Annotated in this window: 9 protein-coding genes and 1 pseudogene; 4 read left to right on the top strand and 6 right to left on the bottom strand. The window is 58.3% G+C overall.

What is annotated here, in order from left to right; genetic code table 11:
* The first annotated feature begins 56 nt into the window (after nucleotides 1–56).
* The 3 genes and pseudogenes from RO07_RS26215 to RO07_RS25605 all read left to right on the top strand — a co-directional run bounded on the left by RO07_RS26215 (nucleotide 57) and on the right by RO07_RS25605 (nucleotide 3,411).
* Nucleotides 57–572, top strand: coding sequence for a hypothetical protein (locus RO07_RS26215; RefSeq protein ID WP_147284587.1), 516 nt, complete (start codon nucleotides 57–59; stop codon nucleotides 570–572).
* Nucleotides 562–1,827: a DGQHR domain-containing protein gene (locus RO07_RS23250; RefSeq protein ID WP_039406208.1), complete on the top strand. Its 1,266-nt coding sequence runs from the start codon at nucleotides 562–564 to the stop codon at nucleotides 1,825–1,827. The genes RO07_RS26215 and RO07_RS23250 overlap by 11 nt, the downstream gene beginning before the upstream one ends.
* Before the next feature lie 550 nt (nucleotides 1,828–2,377).
* A pseudogene (locus tag RO07_RS25605) lies at nucleotides 2,378–3,411 on the top strand (IS481 family transposase).
* Between the two features lie 273 nt (nucleotides 3,412–3,684).
* Here RO07_RS25605 and RO07_RS23240 read toward each other — a convergent pair.
* The 5 genes from RO07_RS23240 to RO07_RS23220 form a co-directional block, all read right to left on the bottom strand.
* Nucleotides 3,685–4,959 (bottom strand): IS256 family transposase, encoded by a 1,275-nt coding sequence (locus RO07_RS23240; protein ID WP_418303694.1) that lies wholly within the window; start codon nucleotides 4,957–4,959, stop codon nucleotides 3,685–3,687.
* 703 nt (nucleotides 4,960–5,662) lie between these two features.
* Complete coding sequence (locus RO07_RS23235) at nucleotides 5,663–6,901, bottom strand: hypothetical protein (RefSeq protein ID WP_039406206.1); 1,239 nt, start codon at nucleotides 6,899–6,901, stop codon at nucleotides 5,663–5,665.
* 305 nt (nucleotides 6,902–7,206) lie between these two features.
* Nucleotides 7,207–9,333 (bottom strand): NEL-type E3 ubiquitin ligase domain-containing protein, encoded by a 2,127-nt coding sequence (locus RO07_RS23230; protein WP_160118094.1) that lies wholly within the window; start codon nucleotides 9,331–9,333, stop codon nucleotides 7,207–7,209.
* 374 nt (nucleotides 9,334–9,707) lie between these two features.
* On the bottom strand, nucleotides 9,708–11,012 hold the full coding sequence (locus tag RO07_RS23225) for a hypothetical protein (protein ID WP_147284588.1): 1,305 nt from the start codon (nucleotides 11,010–11,012) through the stop codon (nucleotides 9,708–9,710).
* Nucleotides 11,009–12,565: a hypothetical protein gene (locus tag RO07_RS23220; protein WP_039406203.1), complete on the bottom strand. Its 1,557-nt coding sequence runs from the start codon at nucleotides 12,563–12,565 to the stop codon at nucleotides 11,009–11,011. The genes RO07_RS23225 and RO07_RS23220 overlap by 4 nt, the downstream gene beginning before the upstream one ends.
* Between RO07_RS23220 and RO07_RS26210 the strand changes: the two genes are divergently transcribed.
* A complete protein-coding gene (locus tag RO07_RS26210; RefSeq protein WP_157118226.1) occupies nucleotides 12,564–12,707 on the top strand; it encodes a hypothetical protein in 144 nt (47 codons plus the stop codon). The genes RO07_RS23220 and RO07_RS26210 overlap by 2 nt on opposite strands.
* A gap of 150 nt (nucleotides 12,708–12,857) precedes the next feature.
* On the opposite strand, the gene RO07_RS23215 is transcribed toward RO07_RS26210, so the two are convergent.
* Entirely contained in the window at nucleotides 12,858–13,232 is a 375-nt protein-coding gene (locus RO07_RS23215; protein WP_039406201.1) for a hypothetical protein, read from the bottom strand.
* Between the last annotated feature and the right edge of the window lie 132 nt (nucleotides 13,233–13,364).

Below are 13,364 nucleotides of genomic sequence, written 5' to 3'. Positions count from 1 at the left end.
TCTCTTGGCTGCGTTAAGAAAAACAATTAATACACGGGGAGACCGCAAAGCGACTTATGAGCTGGGTAGACGATCTTAGGAAAGATCCGGTGGGTGCGTCTCTCATCGAAACTCAGACGCATCGCGCGACGTTCGTGATTTCGCCTTCAGAGTTCCACCGGGCGGATATCGTTCCGCGGCTCACATGGAAGTCGGTCAAGTTCTCAGCGGCAGCAAAAAGGGGGGTGCCGAATGAGCCTGGCCTCTACGCCTTTGTGGTGAGAGTTCCTTTTGGTGGGTTACCACCGCATGGCTGGGTACTGTATATCGGGCAGGCGGGAGACGGATCAAGCGCGGCGACCTTGAAGAGTCGGTTTGGCCAGTATTTGCGTGATAAGCGAGTTCCCAATCGTCCCGCTATCTTCTACATGCTTAACGCATGGGATGGTGATCTAGATTTTTTCTATGCGTCGTTGCCGACTCGCAAGGCGGATCTGGAGAATCTAGAAACTCAACTATTGGGTGCCTTCAGGCCTCCGTTTACTGACAGAACGTATCCCGCCTCCTACATGAGTCCTCGCCATGCCTTCTAGAGTTGCCACCAAGTCAAATCAGGCACTTGCCCTGCCGGCATTGCGCGGCACGTTTGGTGATTGGACCTACTACAGCGCTGTCGTTTCGCTTCCTGAACTGGCTCGACGCGTATCGTTTGGGAACGAGCTTCACAACAACAAAGAGCTCTCCGCTTGGATTCAGCGCTCGCTGAAAGGCGGCCGTGCGGATGAGATCGCGGACTATTTGAGGAAGGAGCCCGAGCGCTTCTTCAATTCACTCGTGATTGCCCTTTACGGCGGAACGCCTGAGTGGGTTCCGTTGGCTTTGCAGGAGGGGCGAGAAGGTAGTCCGAACCTCGGTAGCGCAGCAGAGTCACTGGGGATTCTTGAACTGAGCGGAAGCGAAGAGCTTTTCGCAGTTGATGGGCAGCACCGTCTCGCGGGGATGAAGCGACTCATGGAGTCACCGCCAGAAGAGGTTGCAGGAGCCAAGTCAACTGCAATCTCTGACCTTGTGTCCGTGTTGTTCATTGCCCATCGGGTTGATAGGAGGGAACGTACGCGGCGACTTTTTACGACCTTAAACAAGACTGCGATTCCAGTATCGAAGATGGAGCGTATCGCGCTCGACGAGAACGATGTGATGTCTATTGCGGCGCGTCGCATGGTCGAGGATCATGCCTGGTTCCAATCGCCTCGTATCGCCCTGCACCACACCAACAATCTGGGCAGCGAAGATAGTGTTGCGCTGACGACGATTGGAAATCTTTATGACGTACTGCGTGAGCTGTTCCTCGAAGCAAGTGGCGCAAAAAAGAAAGACCTCGAATACAACCGGCCGCCCGATGCAGAAATCGAAAGGTACTACAAACTAGCGACCAAATATTTCGAAAGACTGTCTGTCGTTGAGCCGGCGTTGGCTGAGTATTTCAACGCGAGCGACCTAAAAGAAGTTTGCCAACGATATAGGTCTCCCGCGGGGGGGAGTGTCTACTTCCGACCTATGGGGCTCGCCTTGATGACGGAAGTGGCCATGCGCCTCAAAAAAGAGAAGGAAGGAAATTGGTGGGATTGGCTAGCACTCTTGCCGCGAAGACTGGATCAAGCGCCGTTTGCTGGGACGATTTGGTCTTATCGCAATACGATGGATCCGAAACACCGTGTCTTGTGCCGCGACCTACTGCTGTACATGTGTGGTGCCAAGACGCCACCTGCGGCTGAATTGCGAGCGCGTTGGATTGAGGTTAGGGGTGAGCATGTCAATTTGCCGCGCAGGGTCAAGGAATTGGAATGAGCGTTAGACTTTCAACAAAAATAGGCGTGGCATTGACTGCCCTTCAAGCGTCGAAACCATTTGGTATGACAGCCGTGCGGGCTCGGGCGCGTAGCTTACGTGAATGGATCTATCGGGCCCGTAGAAATAGAGTCGGTCGAACGGTAGATTGGCAATAATCTATTCGACGACGTCGCGCATGTCTTCGTCTTCGACAAGGAAATCGCAAGCTGCACCGCCACGATTGCACACAAATGCACCCCGTGGTCTGTGTTCGCACGCAGCATGTTGATCGAGCTCCGGCGCAATCCCGCGCCGGATATTTCGTGTAAGTTCGACTGACGCAAAGCCGTAGGTGAGCCGTATGGAGTCGAAATACTCGATTACTGGATCGAGTACCTTCGCCGGTTTAGGTGCGCGAGTGACTAAGAGTCGCTGAGCGAGGCCCTTGTGTCGGTAGCGGCCGGCGCTGAAGCGCTGCTCTGCTTCAGTGTTGGTAAAAACGAAGGCGGTCCCCGGCCCGACCATGAACTGTGTGATTCATAGACATAGTTTCAACTAAACTGGGGAGATGGATCGGGAGATTGCAGCGCGATTACGTTGGGTGCGCATGTATCAAAAGACCGGCAGTGCCGGTCCTGTGTGCGCACGGTGCGGCGTATCCTGGCTAACACTTCGAAAATGGGCGCGTCGCTATCAAGAGGCTGGCGAAGCGAGCCTTCAGTCTCAAGGCCGTCGTCCTCTGACCAGCCCGAATCGAAAGGTTTCTGGCGCCGATTGAGCAACGATTCTTCGCCTGCGGGCTGAGCACAAGGGAGCGCGACGGATTCGGAATGAATTGCGTCTGCACAAGCAAAGAGAACTATCTCTCGCGACTATTCACAAGGCTCTGTGCGAAGCGTCAGTGAAGCCGTTGGTTCGTCCCAGGAGGCCGGCACAGCCGAGGCGCTACAGTCGTCCGGTTCCCGGAGACCGCGTCCAGATGGACACGATGAAGATTCCGCGGAGCATCTACCAGTACACGGCTATCGACGACTGTTCACGCCTTCGTGCGCTGGCCGTCTACCCCTGCAGAAATGCCCGAAATACGCTGTTATTTCTTAATCGTGTCATCGAGGAGATGCCGTTTCCGATTCAACGTATCCAGACCGATCGCGGCGGTGAGTTTTCGCCGAATCCGTGCAACAGCGCCTGATGAACGAATGCATCAAATTCCGGCCAATCCCACTACGCTCGCCGCACCTCAATGGCAAGGTTGAACGCTCGCAGCTTACTGACCCGAACGAGTTCCGGTTCCACCATGCCCCGACAGAGCAGGCAATCACCTCGCGAATCGAAGAGTGGCAGTTCGACTAGAACTGGCGTCGGCCACACGGCTTACTCGGTGGAAAGACTCCTGTGGACCGTATTGCGGAGCTCGGTGAAATCACGCCTCTCGCGGAGGAGGTGGAAAGTGCGTACGACGAGCGGAAAGAGCGAATTCGGCACCGCGAATGGCGGGTCAACAAAATCCTCGGCGAACATCATCGGCGCGTGTCGGAACCGGTGTTCCCCACGGGCGCCACGGGTTCCGACATGCCAAAGAAACTGCCTGAAAAAAAGTGAAACGATGTCTGCGAATCGCACACATGAACACATCACGCTGTAGAGTTTGCTCGATGTAGTCTTTCAATTCGCCCTGTGAGTAATATTTTCAGAAGGTATTTCGTGAGGTGAGGAATCGGTCTCGATGGGGCTTTCCGGGAGAACCACCACCGTAAAGCACACGTTAATGGACATCACAGTTCGCGCTAAACACCGCATGCGCGCGGGTGTCGAAATAGATCGCGTTTTCGGAACCTGTCCGCACTTTTGTGGGCGAGGCGGTTGAACAGCGGGTTATCCGCGCGCCTGCGTGAATCGTTCACCGAACAGGATAGCAAACTGGTTCATTGCTGATTTCCAGTCGAAGGCGGACCGCACGGTCTTGGCCAGTACGTTGCGCAGCGCCAGCCAGAGCAGTTTGACTGCGGCCTCGTCATTCGGGAAGTGACCGCGGGTCTTGATGATCTTGCGCAACTGCATGTTTAAACTTTCTATGGCGTTCGTGGTGTACACGACCCGTCGAATCTCCGGCGGAAACACGCAGAACGGCACGACGTGCTCCCACGCGCGTTGCCACGACTGCACGATCGTCGGGTACTTTGCGCCCCAAGGTCCATCGGCGAAGTCTTGCAGCGCTTGCCTTGCTGCCTCTTCGCTGGCGGCGGCGTAGATCGGGCGTAGCGCGGCGGCGAGCACCTTACGATCCTTGTAGCTGGCGTATTCGAGGCTGTTGCGGATCAGGTGCACGATGCAGGTCTGGACAGTCGTCTTGGGATAGGCCGCGCCGATCGCCTCGGTGAGCCCCTTCAAACCATCGACCACGGCGATCAGGATGTCCTGGCAACCGCGCATCTTCAGTTCGTTGAACACCTTGAGCCAGAACTTGGCGCCCTCGGTTTGCTCGATCCAGAGGCCCAGCACGTCACGCTGGCCGTCGGCCTGAATGCCCAAGGCCAGATAGACGGCCTTGTTGCTGACCACGCCGTCGTCGCGGATCTTGACCCTCAGCGCGTCGAAGAACACGACCGGATACATCGCCTCGAGTGGGCGATTCTGCCAGCTCAGCGCCTCGGCCATCACCTCGTCGGTGACCGAACTGATGAAGTCGGGCGACACCTCGGTGCCGTAGTGCTCGGCCAGAAACCCTTGAATCTCGCGCACGCTCATGCCGCGCGCGTACATCGCAATGATGCGTTCGTCGAAGCCAGTGAAGTGGCGCTCATGCTTTGGGATCAGGATTGGTTCGAAGCTGCCGTCACGATCGCGGGGGACTTCGACTCGAACTGGACCGCGATCAGTGATTACCGTCTTGCCGCTGGCACCGTTGCGTTCGTTGGCTTGCCCGGCCGGCTTGGACTGGCCCGACGGGTAGCCTAGATGCAGATTCATCTCGGCGCCCATTGCGCGTTCGATGATCGCCTTGTTGAACGCCAGCATCAGATCCTGGACCTCGGTCGGCGTCATCGGCCCCTTGACCAACTGGTCCAGCAGTTCCTCGGGAAGTTCAGGCAGCGGCCCTCGGGCCGCTGCCTGACGCGCTACGGTTTGTCTTTTCTTCTTCATCGGCATATCCATGGCTTTTACCCCTCATGATATGCCCCGCCCACGAAATCACGGATAGGTCCCGTTTTCGGGATCGGTGACAGGCGCTTTCCTTAACTCCTTCGCCGACTCATCCCACTCGAACCCAAGGAATTTCCTGTGCTTGTAAAACCAAACGACATGCCCTCCACGCACCAATGACGTTGGGAGGGCGAGTCCATCGTCTCCGCCGGCGCCACAGCCCTTGCCATTTTAACCGTTTGAAGTGCTCATCAAGGTCTCCTTTGATGTTGTTGGAATCGGCCGGTAGGTTGGCCAAGTCCATCATCGCAGCAGTATCGAGCCTTGAGCTTCAGCAAACTCCGAATAACTTCTCCGATGCGTGAACACTCGGAACGTAACGCCGTGACACGAAAATGTTGGCGGCGTACGCCGGGATGAGGCATGGAAATTCCGTTCCACAATCGACTTTCGACCAGCTCGGCTGGTAGTAGGCGTCATCCGCCGAAATGTGGAACGAAAATCCTAGCGCGGCATTGATTCGAAAGGATATTTCGGTTTTTTAAATCACCAGATAGCAGGCTCGAGTCCTACCGCCACACCCAATAAAACAAGGGGTTACGCGATTAAAACGTAACCCCTTCGATTTCCCAAAAACACTAACGCCTTCCCAATCCATCCCAGCGCGACAGTTTTACCGACCCATTCCCACGCGAATAGTGGCCGTCATTCAGCGCTCAATCTGAGTGAAGTAGTAAGTCGTGTACCTCTCCGACCTGCCTCCCTCAAGGCCGTCGAACCGGAACTTTGCGCCGGGTAGCGTAAGCCACTGCATTTTGTCTCTGTCACCACGGCTGTGACCGTAAAGTGCCCGCGCATCGACTGGGATGCCCTTCGCCAGGGAGATGATCATCCGATAACCTTTATCGTTAGGTCGCTCGCCGCCGACAAAGACGATACCTGGCTCAGTGTACTCGTGCCCCGCGACCAACTGATCCGGATGTGTAACGCCCCCCGGAAAGACCGTTGCATAGCGCTCGCGACTCACCCGCTCCGGGTTGGCTCGCGCGAGACTCTCCACGATCTGGGAATATTCGATCAGCAATTTTTTGGTGCCGAGCTGATCGTCCGTCCCTCGAATGGCATTCTGATATCGGAAGTATTCGCCTCCTATGAGTTTCGCGACGTCCTTTTCGTGCTCGTCCATATTGGGCTCGACAGGGCGAATCACGTGAGGGCGCTTCGTCACGCTATTGAATGCCCGTTTGACACCCTCATAGTCTCTCATCCCCGTCTCAGTTAGCCGATCAGCTCCCGATATCGGGTCACGATCGATCATGGCGGGATGATGCGCCCGCAGGTAAGCGGCGAAGTCCGGCACACTTTGCTTGGCCTCCAACCTGGCGCTCAAACTACTCAGGCTGGTGCGCAACCCGGAGGTCGGTCCCACGAACAGATGGGTGGCACGTTCCAGGCGCTCGATGCTGGCGTGCTGTGCGGCGGTAAACCGATCTTTTTGCGGAAAGTTCCGCAAGGTGTATGTAGCGTCGATGAGATCCATCAGATCCAGGCGCGTCAATTCGCGCTTGGTGGCAAGTGGCCTCAGACATTCCACTGCATCGCTGACCAGTCTTGGCTGACGGAAGAAAAATCCGGACTCCAGATCCTTGATGACGTTGTGCAGCGCCGCTGTCAACTCCAGGGATGACGGTGCGGTCCCATGCTCGACAACGACGCGCCCAGGTGCATCCCCTGGCGTTTGCGTCTCCAATGAGATAGCAGTCCATGCTTCCGCGACCGGCGATGTGTCCTGGGGCTGACCAGCCGAGGTGGTGCTCCCCACAAAAACCGACCTGACGGCGTGCATGAAGCTGGAGGGCGCGCTCTGCACAAAATCGCGAGCCTGGCCGAGCTTACTCGCGAGCGATTGGCCCACGTGCAAAAAAATGGCACGAATGTTGGCGGCCATGCCACTCCCGCTGCCATTCGCGCGGTGGGTGCCGGGAGAAGTCTCACCGATCGGAAACTGCGTCGACGAGGTATGGGGTCCGCTGGGGTGAGTAGAGGTCGGGAGGTTCATCTCGGCACGTGCTTACGATTTTTGCGCCATTGCTGGCGAATAGGGGTAAGAACTGACTAGGCGGGCGAATGCGAATGAGCAATGCAGCGAAGTATGTTTGATACGGCCCACAAAAATCTTTCAAGAATCGTTCCTTTTGGCGAAGGACGCGAAAGAGTCTTCGCGGTTCTTGACACTCGCCAACTTGTCCTCGGTCATCGAAAAAACGACTGTCTTTGGTTGCCAGTCCCCATAATCCGCTTCATCAGTGCCTCTTCACCCCGCTTGCGCAAGAGCTCTTGCGTGAGCTCTTTATAGACCGCCAACTGCCGGGGCTTGATGATTTCGAGCCCGAGTTCCGCCCGCGCCCCAATATCGCCGGACAGGTTGATGCGGTTCAGCCGCGCAGTCACTTCCCGATCGTAGTCCGGGAGCATATCGTGCATTTGTTGACGCGCACGCTTCGTTCCCTCAGGGTCCAACCGCGCCAGCACCTGCTGCCAAGGCGCCCATTCGGTCAGGAAGTACTGCGGGAATTCCGCCTGCTCCCGAGCAAGAACCTCCCGCTCGGCATCCTCCAGATCCTGCGCATTCACCCCCGAGACATCGAAGAAGCGCATGTTTGCGATGTCGGTGGGTAAGTGCAGCCGGTCGCGCAGTTGGACCTGATAGGCCAGATAGACTTCGATTTCGTCGACCAGCCACAACGTCTGGGCTTTCTTGCGAGCAATCTTTTCCAGTGCGTCCAGGCGAAATGCCCCGCGCCCGCGCTCGACGATCTCACCGAGTCTGTCGTCATAATCGCCACGGCTGACGGCGTGCTCATGACTGAGTTTCCTGAGGTTGTTATACGTCAACGCAACGCGATCCTCGCAGGTCTCGGTGGCCCCTCGGGCAACCTGGAAAGTCAGTCGGCGAAGTTCGGCATCCTGACCGAGCTTGGCCAACCATTCGGCCACCGTCGTCCTGAATTCAGGACTGTAGTTGACGGACGCTTCCAAACGGTCCAGAAAACGCGAGAACTCCGCGGCGTTTGCTTCCTTGCCGTGCGCTTGCCATTGGCTCGTGCGTGCGCGCTCGTTGTTGTTCAACCAGACCCGAACCGCCTCGTGGAGCGGACGTGCCTCCGTATCGGCCACATCGGGAGCCTCCATGGAGAAGTGGATCTGAGGCCCGCTATACCCAGGCGCAGATGTGGCGGCGAGCAATTGTTGCAGGAAGGCGGGCGACAATGGATTGCCTTCAACAGATACCCGACCATGGTGAGGCATGTTGAAAACGCTTGGCGGCAACTGGGTCAACCGATTGATATACGCGTCGAGATTCGTGAGAGAGGCGGGCAGGGCCGGGAGCCGCCGCAGTTGGTTGTCTTTCACACTAAGCCACACAAGCCCCGGGGGCAATGTCGGGAGTTGGCGCAACTCGTTCATGTTCACGATAAGCCTCGTGAGGCTCGTTGGTAATTCCGGCAGATAGGTTAGATAGTTGTTGCTTACCTCAAGTGTCCTGAGGCCTGCTGGTAGTTCCGGCAGGCAAGTCAAATGGCCGCCGACTGCATCAAGCGCTGTAAGGCCCTTGGGCAAGGTCGGGAGTTGAGGCAACGGGTTGCCGCTCACGCTAAGCACAGTGAGTTCCGCGGGCAATTCCGGTAGTTGGGTCAGGTCGTTGAATCGAGCGTTAAGCGCCATGAGGCCCTTGGGCAAATCCGGCAGGCTGCATAAACCCAGGCGCTCCAAATCCAGTTTTCCATCCTCCAGGTTGAGAATTCTGTCTCTCGCGATGGCTCGACCCATACTCTCAGCCCCATCCGGCGGCACGATTGCCGCCCATGCGCATACTGCACACCGGTAGAGCTCATCGATGCCGCTGTCTTGTCCCTCGCGCTGCCCGGATAAGCTCCCGCTCAGTTCGCTCAGGAATTGGTCCGCTTTCACGCCAGTCTTCAGCGTAGCAAGTACGTCACTGGCGAGCTGAACATACGTCGGAGAGCGATTGGTGGGCTGGCCACCAGGCGAATTTTCCGAGCAAACGCTTGCGAGAACGTCGGCCAATGCCTCGACGTCCATGCCTTCATGGCATGAGCGCGCCAGATGCCGCGCCAAGTCCCGGTACACCGACTCGATGTCGGCACCGCCCGTCCGGCTGAACTGGCGATGGACCCACGCAAGCGCGGCCAATAACGCCGTGCAGCGCCGTTCATGATCCGGGTCGTTGCGCTGGCCCGCGTACTCGAGCACCAACCCTTTCACTTCATCGACTTGCCGGGGCGAGCGGAACGGCGCGCACAACAGCCGAGCCATCGCGGCCAGCGAGGATGATCCAGTGGGCGTGATCAGTATCATGAATGAAATGGTAATGGAGGAGGGCATCGCCCCCGGGGACTCCCAACGGTTCTGCGTGAAGCAGGACACGCTGGCACTGTTCTCACGTTGTCTGTAGTCGGCTTGGTTTGCGCGACGGGTTGCCGTACAGGCATCGCCGGTTGGATAGCTGCATGCTGGACGATGAACCGCATGGATGGCTATAAAAAAACGGGCATCGGGACGGCATCACGCTGAAAGCTGTGCCCGTTTGCGCCGGAGTCGCGAGGACGTGTTATGTGGTGGAAGCTCACGGGGGCTGCCCCATGTCGTCCGTCAGGCATCAGGGGCGGTTTTCAACCCCCATCAAGGCGCGGTCAAACCCGCTCGACGCGGGCACTATCTCGATGAGCCTGTCATTCCGCTTCGGCCATGACCAGACGCGTTATGGTCGCGCGCTCCACGCCAAGCCGACGGAGATCCATGGCACTACCGTTCAAGATTTGCTTATAGAAATCTCGCGAGAATCGCAGGTCGGCCCTGATCGTCACGTTGTATTCCTCGGTGTGGCTTCTTGTTTCAAATGTGCCGCGCACCGTCCGGGTTTGGTGAAACTCAGTGGGGATTTGCCATGTAATTCTCGCACCTGACGATACGTGGTCCACCTCGCCTTCCGTCAGGAACTTTTTGCAGAAGTCATCGATCTCCCGCAGGGAGGCTTGCCACTGGACAAGTTTGGAAGTCAGCAGCGTCGGATAGCCTTGGTCGATGAGTAAAGCCGCGGCATTGGTTGCTCCGTCACCCTTTGCCATGACAGCATCCAAGTCCCTGGGCTGTGGGAGATGATCCTTGGCCTGGACCCGGCTTCCATCGGCGAGGACAAACTGGACATCGCCTGCCCGGCCGAAGTCCAACCAGTATTGCTCCCGATGCGTATTGCCAATGGTATTGCCAGTTGGCCCGTTATCCCTCTCGATCTCCTGATCGATCCCGGCTTGAAGTACCGTCTGAGTCGCTTTCTCGATGAGTGACTGGTTTCCGATGCGGGCCTCGAACACACGGCGGATCTCATTTCCCGTCAGCCCGCCCTCGCCGCCCTTGAAGCACTCCGCCACTATCGGAAGTTTCAGAAATTCGCTGTCGCCGAATCTGAGCTTGAGAGCCAGCGCACACTCGTCTCCCAGCAATATTGGCCGATCAAGCGCCTCCCACCGTGCGTCCTCTGTCAGGTTCCTTAGCAATCGTGCGCAAACTGCCGCTTCCTCTGGCGGGACCAGAAAACCGGGCTCGTTCGGTTCTCCAGAATGACTCGGCCGATATTCCCCCATCTCCAGCAACTTTGCAGCGATGGCCGCCGTGGACAGGTCATGCAGGACCTGCTTTTTTCCCTCGCCCCTGACGCAATCCTTGATTTTCTCCCAGCACCCCATATGGGAGAACCTCCTGCGGAAGTGTTCCCGCTCCTCCGGGGCCGTCAGATCGTAGTCTTCAAGTGAACGGAGGCTATCGATACGGTACTGGCTTGGCTCAAAGCCATAATTTTGGTACTTGGCAATCTGCATTGTCGTCACCAGTGGATGTGGTGCGGCGGGTGTCAAAAGACGCTCGCCATGTAAGTGACACTCGTACGCTGACGAGTCGGTACTCGCCAGCGCGGGGGGCAGGTGAACAATATTGTTAGGTATCCTGACTTTTAAATAGCTCGGAACATTGTCGTTCATGTTGGCTGTGCGTCAGCCTTGCGGAGCCGGTTCTCGCCGATCGGGGTCAGGGTGCCGTCGGCACGAAGGTAATTGGTCAATGCCGCAACCGGGACCTTGTCCCGCCTGGCCACACCGTCGAGCCCACCCGCGGCCTCGACCCCCGCCTTGCCGAGGTCTTTCCACCTTTGCAGCATGACGTCGGTGATCTTTGTTTTTCCGAGCGAGTTGAGCCGGTCTTCGCCGCGTTGGCTCAGGCGGCCGTCTGCGCGAAGGTAATTTTTCAGGGCCATAGCCGGGACATTGTGCTGGCTGGCCAGACCGTTGAGCCCACCCGCGGCTTCAATCCCCGCTTTGCCGAGGTCTTTCCACGTCTGCAGCATGGCGTCGGTGATCTTCGCTTTCCTGTGTGAGTTGAGCCGGTCTTCGCCGAGTTGGGTCAGGCGACCGTCTGCATGAAGGTATTTTCTCAATGCCGTAGCCGGGACATTGTGCTGCCTGGCCAGACCGTCGAGCCCACCCGCGGCATCAATCCCCGCTTTGCCGAGGTCTTTCCACGTCTGCAGCACCGCGTCGGTGATCCTCGCTTTCCTGTGCGGGTCGAGCCGGTCTTCGCCGAACTGGGTCAGGCTGCCGTCTGCATGAAGGTATTTTCTCAATGCCGTAGCTGGGACCTTGTGCTGCCTGGCCAGACCGTCGATCCCACCCGCGGCCTCGATCTCCGCTTTGCCGTGGTCTTTCCACGTCTGCAGCATGGCGTCGGTGATCTTCGCTTTTCGGCGCAGATTGAGCCGGTCCTCGCCGCGCTGGGTCAGGCTGCCGTTGGCACGAAGATAATTTCTCAGCGCCCCAGCCGGGACGTTGTGCTGCCTGGCCAGACCGTCGAGCCCACCCGCGGCCTCGAGCTCTGCTTTGCCGCGGTCCTTCCACACCTGCAGCATGGCGTCGGTGATCTTCGCTTTCCCGCTCGGGTTGAGCCGGTCTTCGCCGACTTGGGTCAGTCGGCCGTCTGCAAGAATGTAGTGTTTCAGTGCCGCAATCGCGACCTTGTCCCGTCTGGCCAGACCGTCGAGTCCCCCCTCGGCCTCGAGCCCCGCTTTACCGAGCGTCTTCCACGTCTGCAGCATGGCGTTAGTGATCCTCGCTTTCCTGCCCCGGTTGAGCCGGTCTTCGCCGAGCTGGGTCAGGCTGCCGTCTGCCCGAAGGTAATTTTTCAGTGCCCCGGTCGAGACATTGTGCTGCCTGGCCAGACCGTCGAGCCCACCCTCGGCCTCGAGTCCCGCTTTGCCGAGGTCTTTCCACGCCTGCAACATGGTGTCGGTGATCGTCGCTCTTTTGTCCGGGTTGAGCCGGTCCTCGCCGCGCTGGGTCAGACTGCCATCGGCATGAAGGTACATCCTCAGTGTCCCAGTCAGGACATTGGCCCGTCGGGCCAGACCGTCGAGTCCACCTTCGGCATCAATTCCTGCTTTGCCGAGGGTCTTCCACGTCTGCAACATGGCGTCGGTGATCTGCGCTCTCCCGCCCGACGCGCCAGTCTCTTGTCGAGGGATTTTGGCCGGGCGCGGCGGCATGAAAACAGCATCCTTTCCGCTGCCTGCATCCTGTGGTGATGAACGCTTTTCCGATCCATTGCCCGAGGTGATTGCCAGCGTTGCGAGCGATTGCGGTCGTTGGGCCGAGCTCGACGGCACGTCGGCCCTCCCATCGGCCTGACGTACCGCGCGCACATTGGTAGCCAACGCAGTAGGCTGCAGCGCCGACGTCGACGCAGTCACTCGCGGCTGGGAGCAGATGGCTCCGGTGCTGGAAACTTGACCCATGGCTTCACACGATAGAAATTTCCGAGAGCGCGATTACCTGCCGTTAGTTAGGGACGTTCGCATTCCTGCGCGCGTTAAGCCGGTCTTCACCGTACCGGGTCGGGCGGCCATCGGCACGAAGGTAATGTCTTATTGCCGCAAGCGAGACATGAAATCGTCTGGCCAGACCTTCGAGCCCACCCGCTGCCTCGATGCCCGCCCGGCCGAGGTCCACCCACTGTCGCAACATGACATCGTCGACCCTCGCATTCCTGCGCGCGTTGAGCCGGTTTTCGCCGTACCGGGTCAGGCGGCCATCGGCACGAAGGTAATGTCTTATTGCCGCAAGCGAGACATGGAATCGTCTGGCCAGACCTTCGATCCCACCCGCTGCCTCGATGCCCGCCCACTGTCGCAACACGGCATCGGTGATCCCCACATTCCCGCGCGGGTTATGCTGGACTTCGCCGCGTTGGGGCAGGCGGCCGTCTCCATGAAGGAAATGTCTCGGTACCGCCGGCGGAATATTTTCCCGCCTGGCCAGACCGACTGGCCCACCCGCTGCCTCGAT

This window comes from Pandoraea pulmonicola, assembly GCF_000815105.2.
Classification (GTDB): domain Bacteria; phylum Pseudomonadota; class Gammaproteobacteria; order Burkholderiales; family Burkholderiaceae; genus Pandoraea; species Pandoraea pulmonicola.
Note: the sequence above shows the minus strand (reverse complement) of the source record. Positions and strands in the feature narration are given on the sequence as shown.

Bases quoted from the DNA above. Each gene is read 5' to 3' on its own strand.
- RO07_RS26215 (WP_147284587.1), top strand. From the start codon at position 57: ATGAGCTGGGTAGACGATCTTAGGAAAGATCCGGTGGGTGCGTCTCTC.
- RO07_RS23250 (WP_039406208.1), top strand. From the start codon at position 562: ATGCCTTCTAGAGTTGCCACCAAGTCAAATCAGGCACTTGCCCTGCCG.
- RO07_RS23240 (WP_418303694.1), bottom strand. From the start codon at position 4,959: ATGCCGATGAAGAAGAAAAGACAAACCGTAGCGCGTCAGGCAGCGGCC.
- RO07_RS23235 (WP_039406206.1), bottom strand. From the start codon at position 6,901: ATGGCCGCCAACATTCGTGCCATTTTTTTGCACGTGGGCCAATCGCTC.
- RO07_RS23230 (WP_160118094.1), bottom strand. From the start codon at position 9,333: ATGATACTGATCACGCCCACTGGATCATCCTCGCTGGCCGCGATGGCT.
- RO07_RS23225 (WP_147284588.1), bottom strand. From the start codon at position 11,012: ATGAACGACAATGTTCCGAGCTATTTAAAAGTCAGGATACCTAACAAT.
- RO07_RS26210 (WP_157118226.1), top strand. From the start codon at position 12,564: ATGAAAACAGCATCCTTTCCGCTGCCTGCATCCTGTGGTGATGAACGC.
- RO07_RS23220 (WP_039406203.1), bottom strand. From the start codon at position 12,565: ATGCCGCCGCGCCCGGCCAAAATCCCTCGACAAGAGACTGGCGCGTCG.